Source organism: Acinetobacter sp. CAU_H_29a_1, from assembly GCF_058599505.1.
The window spans coordinates 936,133-955,612 of record NZ_CM178655.1 but is presented as its reverse complement, the minus strand read 5'-3'; the positions used below and the strand labels follow the sequence as shown (position 1 = coordinate 955,612).

At 41.4% G+C, this 19,480-nt stretch carries 14 protein-coding genes and 1 pseudogene; 4 read left to right on the top strand and 11 right to left on the bottom strand.

Annotated features, from left to right (window positions below; all coding sequences use genetic code 11):
- Nucleotides 1-18 precede the first annotated feature (18 nt).
- The gene (locus tag AC4MDD_RS04775) at nucleotides 19-342 is read right to left on the bottom strand and encodes an MGMT family protein (RefSeq protein WP_125279993.1); all 324 of its coding nucleotides are present in this window, start codon (nucleotides 340-342) and stop codon (nucleotides 19-21) included.
- Between the two features lie 114 nt (nucleotides 343-456).
- On the bottom strand, nucleotides 457-1,956 hold the full coding sequence (locus AC4MDD_RS04770; RefSeq protein ID WP_004695584.1) for a cation:proton antiporter: 1,500 nt from the start codon (nucleotides 1,954-1,956) through the stop codon (nucleotides 457-459).
- Nucleotides 1,957-2,179: 223 nt separating this feature from the next.
- On the opposite strand from AC4MDD_RS04770, the gene AC4MDD_RS04765 reads away from it, so the two are divergent.
- Nucleotides 2,180-2,737 (top strand): hypothetical protein, encoded by a 558-nt coding sequence (locus AC4MDD_RS04765; protein ID WP_078425319.1) that lies wholly within the window; start codon nucleotides 2,180-2,182, stop codon nucleotides 2,735-2,737.
- 54 nt (nucleotides 2,738-2,791) lie between these two features.
- Here the strand turns inward: AC4MDD_RS04765 and ypfJ are convergent, their stop codons facing one another.
- Complete coding sequence (ypfJ, locus tag AC4MDD_RS04760) at nucleotides 2,792-3,697, bottom strand: KPN_02809 family neutral zinc metallopeptidase (protein WP_004695581.1); 906 nt, start codon at nucleotides 3,695-3,697, stop codon at nucleotides 2,792-2,794.
- Nucleotides 3,698-3,738: 41 nt separating this feature from the next.
- The gene (locus tag AC4MDD_RS04755) at nucleotides 3,739-4,665 is read right to left on the bottom strand and encodes a DUF808 domain-containing protein (RefSeq protein ID WP_114836765.1); all 927 of its coding nucleotides are present in this window, start codon (nucleotides 4,663-4,665) and stop codon (nucleotides 3,739-3,741) included.
- A 196-nt stretch (nucleotides 4,666-4,861) separates the two neighbouring features.
- On the opposite strand from AC4MDD_RS04755, the gene trpS reads away from it, so the two are divergent.
- Entirely contained in the window at nucleotides 4,862-5,875 is a 1,014-nt protein-coding gene (trpS, locus tag AC4MDD_RS04750; protein ID WP_491882377.1) for a tryptophan--tRNA ligase, read from the top strand.
- Nucleotides 5,876-6,222: 347 nt separating this feature from the next.
- On the opposite strand, the gene AC4MDD_RS04745 is transcribed toward trpS, so the two are convergent.
- Complete coding sequence (locus tag AC4MDD_RS04745; RefSeq protein WP_081316814.1) at nucleotides 6,223-7,251, bottom strand: IS701 family transposase; 1,029 nt, start codon at nucleotides 7,249-7,251, stop codon at nucleotides 6,223-6,225.
- A gap of 189 nt (nucleotides 7,252-7,440) precedes the next feature.
- Between AC4MDD_RS04745 and AC4MDD_RS04740 the strand changes: the two genes are divergently transcribed.
- Nucleotides 7,441-8,085, top strand: a complete 645-nt coding sequence (locus AC4MDD_RS04740) for a YqiJ family protein (protein ID WP_491882376.1) — start codon at nucleotides 7,441-7,443, stop codon at nucleotides 8,083-8,085.
- 45 nt (nucleotides 8,086-8,130) lie between these two features.
- Nucleotides 8,131-9,844, top strand: a pseudogene (locus AC4MDD_RS04735) (flotillin family protein).
- A gap of 300 nt (nucleotides 9,845-10,144) precedes the next feature.
- Here the strand turns inward: AC4MDD_RS04735 and AC4MDD_RS04730 are convergent.
- The 6 genes from AC4MDD_RS04730 to AC4MDD_RS04705 form a co-directional block, all read right to left on the bottom strand.
- Entirely contained in the window at nucleotides 10,145-10,519 is a 375-nt protein-coding gene (locus AC4MDD_RS04730; RefSeq protein WP_279736877.1) for a hypothetical protein, read from the bottom strand.
- 377 nt (nucleotides 10,520-10,896) lie between these two features.
- The gene (gene sucD, locus AC4MDD_RS04725; RefSeq protein WP_078425316.1) at nucleotides 10,897-11,787 is read right to left on the bottom strand and encodes a succinate--CoA ligase subunit alpha; all 891 of its coding nucleotides are present in this window, start codon (nucleotides 11,785-11,787) and stop codon (nucleotides 10,897-10,899) included.
- A gap of 11 nt (nucleotides 11,788-11,798) precedes the next feature.
- Complete coding sequence (gene sucC, locus AC4MDD_RS04720; protein WP_078425315.1) at nucleotides 11,799-12,965, bottom strand: ADP-forming succinate--CoA ligase subunit beta; 1,167 nt, start codon at nucleotides 12,963-12,965, stop codon at nucleotides 11,799-11,801.
- Between the two features lie 172 nt (nucleotides 12,966-13,137).
- Nucleotides 13,138-14,571 carry a dihydrolipoyl dehydrogenase gene (gene lpdA / locus AC4MDD_RS04715; RefSeq protein ID WP_078425314.1) on the bottom strand — a complete coding sequence of 478 codons (1,434 nt, stop codon included), beginning with the start codon at nucleotides 14,569-14,571 and terminating at the stop codon, nucleotides 13,138-13,140.
- A 59-nt stretch (nucleotides 14,572-14,630) separates the two neighbouring features.
- Nucleotides 14,631-15,845, bottom strand: a complete 1,215-nt coding sequence (odhB, locus tag AC4MDD_RS04710; RefSeq protein WP_004982740.1) for a 2-oxoglutarate dehydrogenase complex dihydrolipoyllysine-residue succinyltransferase — start codon at nucleotides 15,843-15,845, stop codon at nucleotides 14,631-14,633.
- Nucleotides 15,846-15,861: 16 nt separating this feature from the next.
- Nucleotides 15,862-18,684 carry a 2-oxoglutarate dehydrogenase E1 component gene (locus AC4MDD_RS04705; RefSeq protein WP_490753230.1) on the bottom strand — a complete coding sequence of 941 codons (2,823 nt, stop codon included), beginning with the start codon at nucleotides 18,682-18,684 and terminating at the stop codon, nucleotides 15,862-15,864.
- Nucleotides 18,685-19,480 lie beyond the last annotated feature (796 nt).

Genomic DNA, 19,480 nt, shown 5'->3' with positions numbered 1-19,480 from the left:
AGGTAGAGCATTTCTATTTTAAATATCCCACTGGAACTCTTTCATTTTCACTTTGTCCCCAATCACTAAAATACCCTCCGCCAGAAGTAACTGTGCTTGAATGTTCTGTCCCTGATCATTCAGTTTACTTAGGCTAATTTTTCCTTGGGAGTTGATTACCCGATACCAAGGCAAACTACTGTCTGCATCCATATGTTTTAGCACATAGCCTACTAAACGTGCATGTTTGGGAATACCTGCTAAACGTGCAATTTGTCCATAACTGGCTACCCGCCCATAAGGAATCTGAGCGATCACCTGAAAAATCATCGGGGCTAGTTCTTTGACTATCGATTCTGCCATTTCAAATGTGCCCTATTCTAAGTATTCCATAATGACATCATTATTTGATTCAAATAAACCAGCTCATTCATTCTAAAAAGCCCCAATACAGGGGCTTCTTGATTGAGCAAATCACTAAAAATTATCAGGACTTTCCAGCCGTTTCACTTCCTGAACTCGCTCAGGGTTATGCACCGCAGCAATGCCATCATCTGCTTTAACATCAATCAATGCTTCAGGTTGATAGACAATAATGGTTTCATAGCCCTGTGCATCTTCACCAATAATATACTTGAAACCTTTACGGTTCATTTTATTACACAGACGTTGATACCAGCCTTTAAAACCCGTCTTTTCTTCATTCGGGTTGTAATAAAACGCATTCATCACAGCAGGTAATCCTAGGCCACAGACCATGCCTGAAAGCAACACGGCGATAAAAGTATAACCAATCAAAATACTGCTATATTCACTTAACTCAGGCACGTTGGCTACCGCTAAGATCAGTGCTAAGGATATCCCTCCACGCACTCCACCCCATGACAAAATCGCTAAACTTCCGTTATAACTTTTCTTACGGAAAGAGGGAAAAAAGGCAAAAGATAAATAGTTCGCTGCAAAACGTGAAGCATGCAAAATAATAAAAGCGACGATGCCTCCAAAAATTAGACTAAAGCTGAGATCTAAAATAAACAGTTCCAAACCAATTAAGGTGAATAAGAACGAGTTAATAATCCCTTCAACCGTATGCCAAAAATGGTTCACTTCCCGTATTTCGCGCTCTTGTAAAATTTCTTTCCATTTGTTCCCTACAATCAAACCACCGATGACACAAGCAATCGGTGCTGAAGCATGGGCAAACAGTGCAACCAAGTACGAACCGCAGGCCAAGAGTGCTGTGGTCAAAATGAGAGACTCCATTTCGTGCTTACCACGCAGCAGTCGCAAGATCCCTAAACCAAAGGCCCAACCAATAATGACTGCGACAAAAATTTCATAGAGTAAGGTTTGCAACACGCCCATGACGGTAAAGTTTTCACCCTGTAAGACGTTTAAGAGTGTCATAAACAAGGCAATACACATGGCATCATTAAACAGTGATTCACCTTCAAGCTTGACCATTAAATGATGCGGTGCACGTACCGAACTGAGCACGCCTTTGATCCCAATCGGGTCCGTTGCACCCAATGCAGCCCCCAGCAGCAAAAGCACCAATAAATCGACATGCTGCCCAATGATGAACTGATAACCGTAGAGCACCACCCCAAAGAACACGGCGCACAGTACCAGCGCAATACTGGCTAAAATACTGATTGGCTTCCAATAACTACGTAAATCTGAGACTTTGAACTTCAGTGCAGAAGAGGTCAAAATGAAGCAAATCACGCCATTGATTAAAAAGTCATAAAAGTCGATATGACGAACCGCTTCTTCAATATTATGAATATTGATGGTGATAAACTGATTACCACTCAGCAGGCTCGCGCCCCACTGTAAAATAAAGACAAAAATGGCGGAAACGATGGGTACGCCAATGGCTTGAGGAAAACCTAAAATACGTTTATTAAAAATAGTCGTTGCAATAGATAATGCAAAAATAACGGTAAAAACTTGTAGAAAAAAATAATTTCCCATTGAACTTCCAAATTGGGCGGTTGGGGAGATGGCGGCTTTCAGTGCTTATCTATGGAATAAAAATTCACTTCATACACATTGATGCTCGAAATATTTTAATCATTTTTCACATCAACGCCCGAAAAAAATAATTTTTTTAACATTTCTCCTGATGATGAATTAACATAGGGCATATGCATGTTTTTTATGCGTGAACTTTCCCTTTGGCCAAGTTTGATCTCCTATGCAATTCACTTTTAAAACCATCTTTCGGATGTTCTTCGCACTGATTATTTTCCTCACGACCTTTGCGTTGTTTCTAACCTGCTTTGCGAAAACCAAAGAAATTTTACAGGCTGAGCAAACTTTTGCCTCAGCCCAAAGTTTTAAAATGAACTCTCGTCCCGATCAAACACTGGTTCTACTTTCAAACAATAAAGCTCCCGATGATCATATTTATTTGCATGTGGCCAATCAGGGTTATATCGCCAAACTCAGCTGTGATCATTATTTAACTGACATTTGTGTAGATGACTACAACGAACAACATACCCGCCAAATTCAGTCAATTGAACTACTCAAAGCAGGTCAGTTTAACTATATTCAGCAAGTCAGTTATCTCGATACACGCACACAAGATGTTAAAACATTGCGTTATACGCCTGAACAAATTCAACAGTTTTACCGTGCGGATATGAGCAACTTAAAGTATGTGGTGTTTGGGGTGTTGTTATTTGCCTGTATTGCGTTATATGTGAGCGTCCGTATTGCTCGAAACTTTAAGCAGTTCTTAAACCGCTAGAATGAATTGCTTGAAATAAAAAAAGAGGCGATCAATCGCCTCTTTTTTTATGGCTTAAATGGCTTGGTTAAAGGTATCACAACTTTCAACTTGACCCGACTTAAAGCCAGTGCCAAACCAAGTCATACGCTGTTGACTGGTTCCATGGGTAAAGCTATCAGGGACCACTTGCCCTGTTGCCCGCTTTTGTAGGTAATCATCACCAATCTTATGTGCCGCATCCATCGCCTCTTCAACATCCCCTTGCTCTAAGAACTGAGTTCGTTGATTGTTATGATGCGCCCATACTCCTGCTAAACAGTCAGCCTGTAACTCTTGGCGTACCGATAAAGCATTGCCTTGCGCTTTTGAGCCCTGTGCACGAGCTTTTTGTACTTGTTCAGAAATACCTAAAATGGTCTGAATATGATGTCCAACCTCATGTGCCACCACATAAGCCTGAGCAAAGTCACCCGCTTGATCTTGGCGCGCCAACTCCGTTTGGTTTTGCTCACCGCCAATACCCATTTGAGTCCGCATGTCTTTAAAGAAAGCGGTGTCGATATACACCTTCTGATCTGCTGGACAGTAAAACGGCCCCATTGCAGACTGAGCAGTACCGCAACCCGAATTGATCACTCCTGAAAACATCACCAGCTTCGGTGGAACATATTGTTGTCCCAATTGCTGTTGGAAAATTTGACTCCATGTGTCTTCAGTGTCGGCCAGTACCGTACCGACAAAGTCCATCGCTTCCTGCTGATCAGGCGTTGGGTTATCCAAACCTTGAGTTTCTGCCGCTCCAGTTTGTGCGGTCACTTGTTTAGTGGCTTGGTAGGCTTGCTGCGGATCGACTCCTAGAAATTTCCATGCCACAAAGGCCACGATCAGCCCTAAAATACTGATGCCACCCGCCTTGACACCGCCACCACCGCGACGATCCTCGACATTGCTACTGACACGACGTCCCTTCCAACGCATAGCACTCTTCCTTCTTCTAATTCATGCTGACCCGATCCAGTTTATGCCTTTTTTGAGCTCGGCCAAACTTTTTTAATCAAGCTCACAATAGCCAATACAATCAAACCAGCCACAAAACCGATCACTAAATTAATCAGTGTTGGGGTTAATGCTCCAATGATACTGCCCACAGTTGGAATATGTTCAGCATAATCCACTGAACCTTCAGTGAAATGATGCAATAAAGGCACGCCGTGGGAAATAATACCGCCACCCACTAAAAACATCGCGATAGTGCCCACGATAGTTAAGGTCTTCATCAGCTTTGGTGCAAAAGCCAGTAAACCACGGCCAATAGTTTGCTTAAATGAAGAGGCTTGCTGAGTTAGATACAGCCCTAAATCATCAATTTTGACAATCATCGCCACAAAACCATACACACCGACAGTCATTAAAATAGCAATTACAGACAACACCATAACTTTGGTTGAAAAAGTTGCTGCCGCTACAGTCCCCAGTGAAATCACCACAATTTCTGCCGACAAAATAAAGTCGGTACGAATCGCCCCTTTGACTTTATCTTTTTCAAAAGTCGCCATATCGGTTTCAATCGCAGTTAATTCTTGGCTGGCTTCTTCTTCGGTTTTGGCTTTTTTGTGATGCAAACTGTGCAGGACTTTTTCTACCCCTTCATAGCATAGAAATAAACCACCAATCATCAACAGTGGCGTGATCAGCCACGGTGCAACCACACTAATCAACAGCGCTGCAGGGACTAAAATCAATTTATTAACAAAAGAGCCTTTAGCCACAGCCCAAACCACAGGCAGCTCACGGTCAGTACGAACCCCACTCACCTGTTGGGCATTCAGTGCTAAGTCATCGCCCAAAACGCCCGCCGTTTTTTTTGCTGCCATTTTACTCATGACTGCAACGTCATCTAATATCGTGGCAATATCATCTAGTAATATTAATAAGCTACTCGCCATTTATTTTTATCCATCTTGAGAATTCTGACATTTTAATCTGTGATCTAAGCTTTTGAATATTTGTTTTTTGAAATTTAACTGATTTTATAATTTTTTCACTGCAGTTTTTTTAGACTGACATTGAAAAAGATTATGCCGTACAATGTCTGCATTCTTTGAAAATAGCATGTCGCTACGACGACTTTGGAAATAGATAATGAGTAATCAAGACAACCGTCCTGTTATTTTGACAGGCGACCGTCCAACGGGACAACTTCATTTAGGGCACTTTGTCGGATCTTTACGTTCACGTGTGGGTTTGCAGGATTCACACCATCAGCATTTATTATTGGCCGATGCACAAGCCTTTACTGACAATGCAGATAACTTCGAAAAAGTTCGCCGCAATATTCTTGAAGTTGCCACAGATTACTTAGCAGTCGGGATCGACCCAACCAAAACCACCATTTGCGTGCAGTCGAGCTTACCCGCGCTGAATGAACTCACCATGTTGTATCTCAACTTTGTGACCGTGTCTCGTTTAGAACGTAACCCAACCATCAAGTCTGAAATTCAGATGCGTGGTTTTGAACGTGATATTCCAGCTGGTTTCTTATGCTACCCAGTTGCGCAAGCGGCAGATATCACCGCATTTAAAGCAACGGTTGTACCTGTGGGTGAAGACCAAATTCCAATGATCGAACAGACCAATGAAATTGTACGCCGCTTAAATCGTCAGATTGGTCAGGAATTACTGCCTGAGTGTAAGGCTCTGCTTTCCAATATGAGCCGTTTACCTGGCTTTGATGGTAAAGCCAAAATGTCGAAATCTTTAGGCAATACCATTGTGTTGGATGCAACAGATAAAGACATTAAAAAAGCTGTTAATGCGATGTACACCGACCCGAACCACCTACGTGTTGAAGACCCAGGTCAGGTTGAAGGCAATATCGTATTTACGTATTTAGATGCGTTTGATCCAAACAAAGAAGAAGTTGAAGGACTGAAAGCACATTACCGCCGTGGCGGTTTAGGTGATGGTACGGTGAAAAAACGTCTTGAAGGCGTATTGAAAGAACTGATCACGCCTATTCGTGAACGCCGTATGGAACTTGCGAAAGATCCTGATTACATCATGGATATTTTGAAGACTGGTACAGACAAATGTCGTGACATCACTCAACAGACGCTGGATGAAGTTAAATCGGGTTTAGGGGTATTTCATTTCTAAACTTACTTTAAACTAAAGCACATATTTAAGCCTTTCTCAAATAAGAAAGGCTTTTTTAATCGTAAAATAAACACGAATAAGCCACATGCATCTCAAAAACTGACATTTAGTGTCGTTTGTTAACCTAAATTTACAGTACTTAACGTGAATACTCATGAAATAAGAACGCGTAGCCCTTATGATAAGTTCATAGCTTAGATTAAACCTGAGATATAACATTTCTCCTTTTACCGAAACTGTGTAACAACAGATTCGTAGTTCTACGCAATGAATACCCCAATCATTGCGTATTTTTTTATCTAAAATTTATCAAATCACAATTAAACTGCTCTAGGACTTACGCAGTATTATTTATAGATTCTCTGTGGTAGCAGATGATTTTTATCGAGAATAAAGTCATCAATGAAGTCTTTGATGATTGGTCTAAATAATTTCTTCTGCCAACGATATACATTTTCAAAGATCCGCTCAAACTGGTTCTTTTGTATCTCGACGTAGGCCATCAAGGCTGAAAAAATATGATTCAAAATCAGTTTAGATCGTCTTACTTGAAACTTTTCAATATGACAAACCTGTTTAATCACTCGGTGATATTGTTCTATTTTCCAATGACTTGAATGTAATTCATGAAAACCCTCAAAGGACAATAAATCATCTTCATCTTGATGCACAATATAAAACCTCTGCTGTTCTTTTAACTGAGTCTTAAATAATTGTACAAAGCCAAAATCTTTGAGCCAGACCACTTGACCCTGATGGAAATTCGGCAATAAACGCAGTTGAAACCATTGTCCTTTTTCTGGGGAAACCTTACGGTTACAGTCGATACCAAACATAAATCGAATACCATGTTTTCTTATGGTTTTTAGATTTGCAATCGATGAATACCAACTATCACCTGTAATGAATTGAATCTTTGCACCCCAACTGAGTACTTCACTTAACATATCCATAAAGTAATCATTCTTGGTTTTACTTTCAGATTTGTCATAAATTCGGAAATTAATTGGAATATTTTGACCATTTTGATCTGTCGCATACAAGGTAATGAGATTAATACCCTTGACGGATCGGTGGTGTTTGCCTGACCAAAAATAGCTAACTAAGTCCATATGCTGACTATACGGTTTATCTAAAACAGTATCATCAATACTGACTATAAGTTTATTATTATCAATATGTTGAATTGCTTCCTGATATAGGTCGTGAGGTGTGTAGTCTTCACGCTCTAGAAAGCGATTTACACTATCATGCGAGATATTATAAGTCTCGGCAAGTTGTGTGCAGCTAATAGAGTTCGGTTCTGTCATGAGAAAGCCCATATAAATGGGTAGAGTACAAGTTGCTGTAGAAGCATGTTTAATTCGTCTGATCACAGATACTTTATAAAGTATTTTAATACTTTTTTGAATCCGTCAATGCGTAAGTCCTATGCTCTTTCTTTACGTGCCAACAAACTTAGACATTCTGTTTTTTGAATGCTATGCTAAAGCCCAATTTCAATACAATTCTTTTTAAAAATTTACACTTAATTGATAACAGCATAAAAATAGAGAACCTTTAGAATGTGGGAATTATTTACTCACCCATCCAATTTAATTTTTAGTATTTGCCTCAGTCTGATGTTTTTATTGGGACTGCTAGAATTGATTTTATTGGTATTAGGCGGCGGCTCACAAGGCCTACTTGACCAATTCCTACCTGATGACTTAGGCAGTACTAAAGACGTCGACATTGCACTAGATGCCGATCAAGGTTGGCTCAATGCCCTGCTGGATTGGTTGTTTATTGGCCGTGTTCCTCTCTTGGTTTGGCTGATTATCTTCCTCACCCTGTATAGCTTAAGTGGCTTTATTCTACAGTCCATTCTTCAAACTTGGACCGGGAGCTATTGGAGTGCATGGATCATGGCACCTCTTTGCCTCGTATTTTCGATGCCTATGATACGTTGCAGCGCCATGCTGATTGCTAAAATTTTGCCACAAGATGAAACCACAGCAATTTACAGTGAAGAACTAATTGGACGAACAGCACTGATTATTTTAGGTGAGGCTAAAGTCAACTCACCTGCTCAAGCACGTGTTCAAGATCAGTTCGGACAAACGCATTATGTACTGGTTGAACCTGAAACAGACCTTCATTTTTCTCAAGGTCAAGAAGTCATTTTGACTCAAAAAACCAAGATTGGCTTTAAAGCCATTTCACTTTAATTCTTTTATTTTCTACTGATAACTTTAAATAAAATCGGGACCCTTATGCTCAGCAACAATTTCTATAACATTCTTATTCTTGCAGGGATTATCTTTGCTGCTCTGGTCATTATCGGCATTATTATTGCTCGTCTTTACCGTCGTTCAAGCAAAGAAATCTCTTTCGTACGTACCGGTTTTGGCGGCGAAAAAGTCATTTTAGGCGGCGGTGCAATTGTACTGCCTGTATTACATGAAATTATCCCTGTCAACATGAACACGCTACGTTTAGAGGTTCGCCGTGCTGATGATCAAGCGCTCATTACCCGTGACCGTATGCGCGTCGATGTCATGGCTGAGTTCTATGTCCGTGTGAAGCCACTAGCAGAATCAATTGCAGTTGCCGCACAGACTCTGGGACAAAAAACCATGTCTCCAAATGAGTTGAAGAACCTTGTAGAAGGGAAATTTGTCGATTCCTTGCGTGCAGTAGCAGCTGAAATGGCGATGGAAGAGTTGCATGAAAAACGCGTGGACTTTGTGCAAAAAGTACAACAAGTGGTTTCCGAAGACTTACATAAAAATGGTCTAGAACTTGAAACTGTGTCTTTAACAGGTTTAGACCAAACAGGTTTTAAATACTTTAACGCCTCAAAATGCATTCGATGCCGAAGGTTTAACTAAGCTGACTGAAACAATTGAAGACCGCCGTCGTAAACGTAATCACATCGAGCAAGACGCTGACCTTGCCATTAAGACCAAAAACTTAGAAGCAGAACAAGCACGTCTACAAATCATTCGTGAAGAGGAATACGCCAAACTACAACAAGAGCGTGAAATTGCAATTCGCCGTGCAGAACAATTGGCTGAAATTGCCTCACAAGAAGCTGAGAAAAAACGTGAAGCAGAAGAAGCACGTATTGCAGCTGAGCGTGAAGTAGAGTTAAAGCGTATTGGTGCAGCACGTGATGTGGAAAGCCAAAATATTCAAAAATCACAAATTATTGAACAAGCGCAGGTTGAACAAAAGAAAACCATCGAGCTGGCTGAACAGTCACGTGCCATTGCAATTGCTGAAAAGTCGCGTGAAGAGTCTGAAGCCAAAGCTTCTGCGGACCGTGCCCGTGCTGAAGCCGTTAAAGCCGAAGAAGAAGTGATTACCGTACGTGAAACCCAGCGTGCTGAGCGTCAAAAAGCAGTTGAGTTGGTTGCTGCGAAGCAAGCTGCAGAAAAAGATGCTATTGCAATTACGGTTGCAGCTGAAGCAGGCAAACAAGCCGCTGCCGATGATGCCGAAGCCGTTCGTATTGCAGCGGAAGCTCAAGCCGAACAAGCTCGCTTAAAAGCCAAAGGTGAAGCAGATGCCAAAATACTGTTGGCTCAAGCAATGGAAAAACAATACCAAGTCGACGCTGATGGTACACGTGCGGTGAATGAGGCCAACAACGTCTTATCTCCTGAGCAAGTCGAAATGCAAATTCGCCTAGCATTGTTAAAATACTTACCTGAAATCATTCGTGAAAGTGTTAAACCGATGGAAAATATTGATGACATCAAAATTTTACAGGTCAATGGTTTAGGCAATGTCGGTTCAGTAGCATCTGGGGTTGATGGTGCGGAATCTTCACAAGTTGCTTTGTCTGATCAAGTGGTAAATAGTGCGCTACGCTATCGTACTCAAGCACCACTAATTGATAGCTTGATGAATGAACTAGGGATTCAAGGCGGCGACATCAATGGTTTAACCCAAAGCTTAAAACCGCAAAGCAAAGCTCAATAGTAGTTAGACTTACAAGCAAAAAACGCGACGATCTGTCGCGTTTTTTATCATCTATTTTAATATTCAACTTTCAATAAAATACACATTTAAGCTGTTAAAATGATAAACCTAAGAATTCACTCAGCACAGTAAGCCTATCATCTATTATAAAAATTTAAGTTAGTTTAGCTTGGTAATCGATTCGTCGACCATCAGAAAATGTAAAGAAGTAATGTAAACATCCTAGACGCTACAATTGAGTGAAAATATTCTAAACAGTAATGGAAAAAACTTTTTTATGAATAAATAGAATTAATCCATTTAGTGCAAACGCACCCAAAAGAAACGGATCAATTGCCCACGATCATAAGGAAAATTTGAAAGGTACTCATATCCAACTTTATTTCTTTTATTAACTTTAATTTCGATACCATACCCGAATGAAATACTGAGTACATCCAAGTCTGAACTGTGAAACTCCCCTGTCCCTAATTTATGGCTCAAACCATCCGAGTTGTAGGCCGAGTAGTTAAATACACGAATATATTCATTCTCATAAAAATCATTATTGATCAATGTATAATCGTTTTCCTCTTCATCATGTTGTGCCGCTAACTGTTGATAATAGTGGAAAATATCATCACTCAAAGAATCAGCCAAGTAGACGTCTTCATTTTCAGCATAAGCACTATTCATCGCAAGCCCAAACAAGAATAAGCAGCGACAAAACAATAAATGAATAGGCTTAAACATCTGTAATATTATGTCTTCAAAAGAATTATTTTAATTATGAATATAGCATAGTCTCCTATAGAAACAGTGAACACCAAATATTTATCAATTCTCAGATTGTTAAGTACATAGTAAATCTTGCTCTAATTTAACCATTTTGTCTTTTGTCCAATATGGATTTTTCAATGTGGCTAAATATAGTTTTCAGCTGAGATTAAAAACTCTAATACCCATATTATTTTTATACAGAGAAATGTATTAGTGCAAACCAATATGCTCTCCACAAAAAAGCCGTATGTGCAATTAAGACATACGGCTTTTTCCTTTAAAATATAAAAGGCTTAAACTAAACCTTTATCCTTTAAAAGTTGGAACATCGTTGAACCGAGTTCTGCTGGGCTACGCGTGTACGCCATCCCCGCCTTTTCAAATGCTGCAAACTTTTCTTCCGCTGTCCCTTTACCACCAGAAATAATTGCTCCCGCATGCCCCATACGCTTGCCTTTCGGTGCTGTTACACCTGCAATATAACCCACCACAGGTTTAGTCACATGCGATTGAATATATTCAGCTGCTTCTTCTTCAGCCGTACCACCAATCTCACCAATCATGATAATCGCTTCAGTTTGCGGATCTTCTTGGAACAGTTTCAAACAATCAATTTGGTTCATACCCGGAATTGGATCACCACCAATACCAATACAGGTGGATTGACCTAAACCAAGCTTAGTCGTTTGCGCAACCGCTTCATACGTCAATGTACCAGAGCGAGAGATAATACCAATTTTACCCGGTTGGTGAATATGACCAGGCATAATCCCGATCTTACATTCCCCCGGAGTAATAATACCCGGACAGTTTGGACCAATCAGACGTGTACCATGGCCATTGGTTTCTAGATAACGCTTAGCTTTGAGCATGTCTAAAGTTGGCACACCTTCTGTGATGACTACAATCAGTCCAACACCTGAGTCCACTGCTTCAATAATTGAATCTAATACAAACGGAGCTGGTACATAAATCACAGTCGCATCTGCGCCTGTACCAGCAACTGCATCTTTCATGGTGTTAAATACAGGTAAATCTAGGTGGGTTGTGCCACCTTTACCAGGAGTTACCCCGCCAACGACTTTAGTTCCATAATCTAGTGCTTGTGCTGAGTGGAATGTGCCGTTTTTACCTGTAAAACCTTGTACCAATACTTTGGTGTCTTTATTAATTAATACGCTCATATTGATACTCCTTACGCTTTTACTGCAGCAACAATTTTTTCTGCGGCATCCGACAAGCCATTTGCAGAAATAAGTTTTAAACCTGATTCATCAAGTAATTTGGCACCCAATTCAGCATTGTTCCCTTCTAAACGAACAACCACAGGTACGGTCACATTTACTTCTTGAACCGCTGCAATAATTGCTTCAGCAATCATGTCACAACGTACAATTCCACCGAAGATATTAATCAACACCCCTTGTACAGAGGTATCTGCCAGAATAATTTTAAACGCTTCAATCACACGGTCTTTGGTTGCACCACCACCGACATCAAGGAAGTTCGCAGGTTGGCCGCCATAGAGTTTAATAATATCCATGGTTGCCATCGCAAGGCCTGCACCATTGACCATACAGCCAATGTTGCCTTCAAGCGCGACGTAGTTGAGGTCAAATTCAGATGCTTTCAACTCCCGTTCATTTTCCTGTGACTTATCGCGCAGCGCAGCAATTTCAGGTAAACGATACAGCGCGTTTGAGTCGATCCCCACTTTGGCATCGACACATAGGATGTCACCATTTTCACGCACAGATAGCGGGTTAATCTCAAATAAAGCAAAGTCATTCTCAATGAACGCCTGATACGCAGCAGACATCACTTTCACAAATTGATTCACTTGACCATCTTTAAGGTTCAACTTAAATGCAACTTCACGCGCTTGAAATGGCAATAAGCCAACCAAAGGATCGACTTCAACTTTAATAATTTTTTCAGGGGTTTCTTCTGCAACCTTTTCAATTTCGACGCCACCTTCGGTCGAAGCCATAAAGGTCACACGACGGCTTGAGCGGTCAACCACTGCACCTAAATACAGTTCACGCTCTACAGGATAAACATCTTCCGCGACAAGTACGCTATTTACAGGTTGGCCATGGCTATCGGTTTGATAGGTAACAAGGTTGGTCCCGATGATGCTTTTTGCATATTCAGCAGCTTCCGTTGCAGACTTTACAACTTTTACGCCACCCGCCTTACCACGACCACCCGCATGAACTTGAGCTTTCATGACAGCAAATTTTCCGCCTATTTGTTCAAAGGCTTTTACTGCTTCTTCTGGAGTGGTGGCTAGTATGCCCTCTTGGACAGGCATACCATATTTTTTTAATAGCGCTTTAGCTTGATATTCATGTAAATTCATCGACTAACCTTTTTATTACTGCTTATTTACTTTTTGTTGCACCAAAACTGTTTACTATCACAGTAACCATTTTGGATTTTAAAAACTTCTTGTCTTTATTTTTAGATGATTCTTCATGAGAAGACAACACCTGAAACAAAAAAGAGCGACCGTAGTCGCTCTTTTCGTTGTCTTATTTGCGTTTACGCTGAATTGCGTGAATCGCTCGACCATCCACTGCAAGTGCAGCTTCATGAACCACTTCTGAGAATGTTGGGTGACCAAAAGTCATCAACTGTAGATCTTCAACCGAAGATACAAACTCAAGCGCAATCATACCTTGGTGTACGATATCAGACGCAGCAGGCCCAATCACATGCATACCCAGTAAACGATCTGTTTTTGCATCAGCAACAAACTTCACGAAACCAGCATTTTCACCCGCAGCCATTGCACGGCCGTTTGCAGCAAAACCGAATTGACCCGTTTTCACTTCGTGGCCTTTCTCGATCGCTTGCTGTTCTGTTAAACCGACCCACGCCGCTTCTGGGTGTGTGTAAATCACAGAAATGATCGTATCATAGTTCACTTGAGCTGCATGACCGTGAATACGTTCAACAGCCATTACGCCTTCTTCCATTGCTTTATGTGCAAGCATTGGACCACGTACTAAGTCACCAATTGCATATACACCGTCAACAGACGTCGCACACCAATCATTCACTTCAACTAAACCACGTTCAGTTAATTTGATACCACAATCATCAGCCAATAGACCTTCAGCGTATGCACGACGACCTACACAAACGATCAACTTATCAAACGCTTGAGTTTTTTCTTCGCCACCTTGAGTATATTTAACAGTGACTTCAGAACCATTAACTTCTGTGCCAGCAACTTTAGCGCCAACACGGATATCTAGACCTTGCTTAGTTAAAAGTTTTTGGTAGTCTTTCGCCAATGCTTTATCAGCCATTGGTAAAAATGCGTCCATTGCTTCAAATACAACAACTTCAGCACCTAGACGACGCCATACTGAACCAAGCTCTAGACCGATTACGCCCGCACCAATGACACCTAAACGCTTAGGTACTTCTTGGAATTCTAGTGCGCCAGTTGAGTCAACAATGATGTTCTGATCAACTGGTGCTGATGGAATGTTAATTGGCACAGAACCCGTTGCAAGAATCACATATTTAGGCTCTAAAACTTGAGTTTCACCTTCGTGAGATACAAATTCTACTTTTTTACCTGCAAGTAATTTACCTGTACCTTTTAACCACTCGATACCGTTACCTTTTAGAAGGCCATCAATACCCATGGTAAGTTGGTCAACAATTTTGTCTTTACGCGCAAGGAGTTTAGGCAAATCAAAGTTCACTTCACCTGTTGTAATACCGTGATCAGCTAAGTGATGCACTGTATCTTCATAGCGGTGAGAAGAATCCAGCAATGCTTTAGACGGAATACAACCCACGTTTAAGCACGTCCCACCTAAAGATGGTTTGCCTTTGTGTATACGTTTTTCAATACAAGCAACTTTAAAACCAAGTTGCGCTGCACGAATTGCTGCTTCGTAACCACCTGGGCCACCGCCAATTACAACAAGATCAAATTGTTGAGACATTTTTATCTCCAAAAATGGGCTTAGAGGATCGCTCTAAGCCCATGTTTTATTCTTTAGAATTAAAGGTCAAGGATCAATTTAGCTGGTTCTTCTAACAATTCTTTGATTGTTACAAGGAAACCAACTGCTTCTTTACCATCGATTAGACGGTGGTCATAAGAAAGCGCTAAATACATCATCGGTAAGATTTCTACTTGACCGTTTACAGCCATTGGACGTTCTTGGATTTTATGCATACCCAAAATCGCAGTTTGTGGTGTATTCAAGATCGGAGTCGATAACAATGAACCGAAAGTACCACCGTTGGTGATTGTGAACGTACCGCCAGTCATGTCTTCGATGCCTAATTTGCCATCACGTGCTTTGTAAGCAAAGTCACGGATACCATTTTCAACTTCAGCATAGTTCATGCGGTCTGTATCACGAAGCACAGGTACAACTAGACCACGCTCAGAAGATACTGCTACACCGATGTCATAGTAACCGTGGTAAACAATGTCATCACCGTCAATTGAAGCATTAACTGCTGGGTAGCGTTTAAGCGCCTCAGTTGCCGCTTTAACAAAGAATGACATAAAACCAAGACGCGCACCATGACGCTTCTCAAATGCGTCTTTGTATTGTGCACGCATTTCCATAATTGGCTTCATGTTCACTTCGTTAAACGTCGTCAACATTGCAGTTTCTTGAGTTGCAGCAAGCAGACGCTCAGCAACACGCTTACGAAGACGTGTCATTGGAACACGCTTCTCAACACGCTCACCCACGGCAACACTTAATGGTGCTGCAGCTGGAGCTGCTGGTTTAGTTTGGTGATTTGTCACATCTTCTTTCGTGATACGACCACCACGGCCTGTACCTGCAACATCAGCAGCTGGAATGCCAGACTCAGTCAATGCTTTACGCACAGCAGGCGCTTGATCAGCAACTTGAGCACGTTCAACGACTGGTGCAGCACCCGCTTCAGTTTGAGTAACTGCTTGTTCTACTTTCGCTTCAGACTGAACTGCTTCAGTTTGCGCAGCGCCAGATACAGCACCTTCTTCAAACTGTGCAATCACTTCATTTGAAAGAACAGTGTCACCTTCACCTTTAATGATCGATGCAATTGTACCGTCAGCAGGAGCAACAACTTCTAAAACAACTTTATCTGTTTCAATATCACAGATCACTTCATCACGTGATACTGCTTCACCTGGTTGTTTGTGCCAAGTTGCGATTGTTCCATCCGCAACTGACTCAGGGAATACCGGTGCTTTAATTTCGGTTGCCATTACTAAGAATCTCCTGTTATTCAGCTACGATCGCTAAAGCGTCATTTACGAGCTGAGCTTGTTGTTTTGCATGCAAATATGGTGAACCACAAGCCGGTGCAGCAGAAGCTTCACGACCTGCATAACTGATACGTACTGGTTTAGCTGACTTCATTACATCATCATATAGACGAGGAGCAATAAATAACCAAGCTCCTTGGTTCTTCGGCTCTTCTTGCGTCCAAACGATGTCTTTCACATTTGGATATTGAGCAAGAACTTCAGCAATACGCTGTTCAGGGTATGGATACAATTGTTCAATACGAACGATTGCAGTGTTATTCAACTCTTGCTCACGACGTTTCTCAAGCAAGTCGTAGTAAACCTTACCACCACAAAGCACTAAACGTGTCACGTCTGCTTTGTTGATGTTATCGATTTCATCAATCACAGTTTGGAATGTACCATTTGCAAGTTCACTTAAAGTAGACGTTGCAAGTTTGTGACGAAGTAAAGACTTCGGTGACATGATGATCATTGGCTTACGAATTGGGCGAATCGCTTGACGACGTAAAGCATGGAAAATCTGTGCAGGCGTAGTTGGCGTCATTACTTGCATGTTGTCTTCAGCACATAGCTGTAAGAAACGCTCTAAACGTGCAGATGAGTGCTCTGGACCTTGACCTTCAAAACCGTGAGGAAGAAGTAAGGTTAAACCACACACACGCTCCCACTTGGTTTCACCTGATGCGATGAACTGATCGATCACCACCTGCGCACAGTTGGCGAAGTCACCAAATTGTGCTTCCCAAATCACCAAGCTCTTAGGCAGAGTCGTTGCATAACCATACTCAAAACCTAACACCGCCATTTCAGACAATAATGAGTCATAAATAGCAGTACGTGGTTGATTTTCTTTGATATGGCAAAGCGGAATATAGGTTGAACCATCCACTTGGTTATGCAGTTTTGCATGACGGTGTGAGAAGGTACCACGACCAACGTCTTCACCGGTCAAACGAACCAAATAGCCATCATCTAAAATAGATGCATAAGCCAAAGTTTCCGCAGCACCCCAGTTCAATGGCATTTCGCCAGTTTGCATTTTTAAGCGATCATCAATCACTTTTGCAACTTGACGCTGCATAACGAAGCCTTCAGGAAGCTCGCGCATTTTGCGACCAAGTTCTTTTAGGCGATCTTCAGAACATGTGGTATCCCATACATCTGTATAGTCATGCCCTAAGTACGGCGCCCAATCTACAAACATTTTTGTATTTGGTTCAAGTACCAGTGCATTGGCAACGTGCTTACCTGCTTCTAGATCCGAACGGTAGTCTTCAACCATTTGATCCGCTTTAGCACGGTCTAAAACGCTTTCTTGAACCAATTGGTCTGCATATAGCGCACGCGTTGTAGTTTTTTTGTTGATGACTTGATACATCATTGGCTGAGTTGCAGCTGGCTCGTCCGCTTCGTTGTGACCACGACGACGGTAACAGAACATGTCAATGACAACGTCTTTACGGAAAGTATGACGGAAGTCATGTGCCAATTGCGCAACAAACAATACTGATTCAGGATCATCACCGTTCACATGGAAAATCGGCGCTTGGATCATTTTCGCGATGTCCGTACAGTATTCTGTAGAACGCGCATCACGTGGATCAGAGGTTGTGAAACCGACTTGGTTATTCACCACAATGTGAACCGTACCACCCACAGTATAGCCACGTGTTTGTGACATTTGGAAGGTTTCTTGGTTAACACCTTGACCTGCAAATGCAGCATCACCGTGAACAATTACTGGCAATACGTCATCACCACCAATGTCTTTACGACGTACTTGACGTGCACGTACTGAACCTTCAACCACAGGGCCGACGATTTCTAAGTGTGATGGGTTAAACGCCAATGCCAAGTGAACTTCGCCACCTTGAGTCATTACGTTTGAAGAGAAACCTTGGTGGTACTTAACGTCACCAGAACCTTTTTTATGTAAGCTCTTACCTTCGAACTCACCAAATAGGTCTGCTGGGTTTTTACCCATGATGTTTACAAGAAGGTTCAAACGACCACGGTGAGGCATACCAATGACAACTTCTTTACAACCTACAGAACCTGCACGCTGAATTAAAGCATCAACCATTGGAATGAAAGATTCACCACCTTCCACGCCGAAACGTTTTGCACCAACGTATTTATTACCTAGGAATTTTTCCAGGCCTTCAGCCGCAGTTAAACGCTCTAATACGTGTTTTTTCTGTTCTGCAGTGAAGTTGAATTGACCGCGCGCACCTTCAAGGCGTTGTTGAATCCAACGTTTTTCTTTGGTATCAACAATGTGCATGTATTCTGCACCAATTGAAGCGCAATACGTTGCTTCCATGGCTTGAACCATTTCACCTAGAGTTGCTTCGTCTTTACCAATCAAAAGATTACCTGTATTGAACACAGTGTCTAAATCAGATTGGGTTAAACCATGTGCAGCAAGGTCAAGATCTGGCACGATTTCACGTTTTGCCAAACCTAAAGGATCAAGCTTCGCTTTTTGGTGACCGCGGTTACGGTACGCTGCAATCAGTTGTAGTACGCCAATTTGACGACGCTCATGTTCTGTACTAACAGAACTCTGTACCACTGCTTGAACACGACTTGAATTACGACCTAGTAATAAGAATTGCTCACGTACATTGCTGTGTGGTTGATCACCTTTCGGGTATTTATCGAAGTATGCACGCCAGTCAGCTTCTACTGAGTCTGGTGCAGCCAAGTACTGCTCATAAAGTTCTTCAATATACGCTGCACTATCAGCGGAAAGTTCAGTGTCAAGACGCAATGCGTCAGCAACTTCTTGCATTTGTGGACCCATTTCCTATTGCAAAAACATTTCAGGATGCTTTTTAAGCGAACCCATGATTAGTAATGTCAAATTGGTAACATGACATTAGTCCCCATAAGGCGGATGCCATGAGGCGTTATCACTACATTAGAATTACCCAATGTGACAATGAATCATAACGCCCTCAGCGGCATCATCACTCATTCATACCCGGCCAAAACCGAGCAATTTTTTGCAAATCGACTTAGAAAAAATAAGGCATTGCATTATTTTTTCTAAAGCGACTAACCCTTCATTTATACTCGCTCTAATGCGGCTTAAATGTTGAATTAATGTACATATTTAGCGCGCATTTTTTAAATATAAACGTGCAAAAATTTTAACATACTCCCCATATTTCAATTGATTTTTTTGACACATACCTTTCATAAATTGGCGAAATACACATATCAAAATTTCATCTAATATATGGTGCTTTAAATAAAACCGAGTTTCAACGTAGACCAAAGTCTACTCCAAAAAACACATACGAAAAGAGAGCATCATCTTTCAATATGCCCTCCCCATCAACAACATCCATATTAACATCTTCATAACTTTTTTTGCAGACTCATACTTGCACTTATTTATGACATTTGTTTTAAATCGCCGCGCTTTTCACCAATCTGGTGCAATTTCCACAAAAACCACCTATCACAAACAAAAATAGTGCCAACCTCACGCTTTCACTCAACTTTATTTTTTACAGCAAAAATCTAGCTATAAAATAAAAAAGCACACCCCCAAGGTGTGCTTTTTCTAACTGATAAATCAG

Bases quoted from the DNA above. Each gene is read 5' to 3' on its own strand.
- AC4MDD_RS04775 (WP_125279993.1), bottom strand. From the start codon at position 342: ATGGCAGAATCGATAGTCAAAGAACTAGCCCCGATGATTTTTCAGGTG.
- AC4MDD_RS04770 (WP_004695584.1), bottom strand. From the start codon at position 1,956: ATGGGAAATTATTTTTTTCTACAAGTTTTTACCGTTATTTTTGCATTA.
- AC4MDD_RS04765 (WP_078425319.1), top strand. From the start codon at position 2,180: ATGCAATTCACTTTTAAAACCATCTTTCGGATGTTCTTCGCACTGATT.
- ypfJ (WP_004695581.1), bottom strand. From the start codon at position 3,697: ATGCGTTGGAAGGGACGTCGTGTCAGTAGCAATGTCGAGGATCGTCGC.
- AC4MDD_RS04755 (WP_114836765.1), bottom strand. From the start codon at position 4,665: ATGGCGAGTAGCTTATTAATATTACTAGATGATATTGCCACGATATTA.
- trpS (WP_491882377.1), top strand. From the start codon at position 4,862: ATGAGTAATCAAGACAACCGTCCTGTTATTTTGACAGGCGACCGTCCA.
- AC4MDD_RS04740 (WP_491882376.1), top strand. From the start codon at position 7,441: ATGTGGGAATTATTTACTCACCCATCCAATTTAATTTTTAGTATTTGC.
- AC4MDD_RS04730 (WP_279736877.1), bottom strand. From the start codon at position 10,519: ATGAATAGTGCTTATGCTGAAAATGAAGACGTCTACTTGGCTGATTCT.
- sucD (WP_078425316.1), bottom strand. From the start codon at position 11,787: ATGAGCGTATTAATTAATAAAGACACCAAAGTATTGGTACAAGGTTTT.
- sucC (WP_078425315.1), bottom strand. From the start codon at position 12,965: ATGAATTTACATGAATATCAAGCTAAAGCGCTATTAAAAAAATATGGT.
- lpdA (WP_078425314.1), bottom strand. From the start codon at position 14,571: ATGTCTCAACAATTTGATCTTGTTGTAATTGGCGGTGGCCCAGGTGGT.
- odhB (WP_004982740.1), bottom strand. From the start codon at position 15,845: ATGGCAACCGAAATTAAAGCACCGGTATTCCCTGAGTCAGTTGCGGAT.
- AC4MDD_RS04705 (WP_490753230.1), bottom strand. From the start codon at position 18,684: ATGCAAGAAGTTGCTGACGCATTGCGTCTTGACACTGAACTTTCCGCT.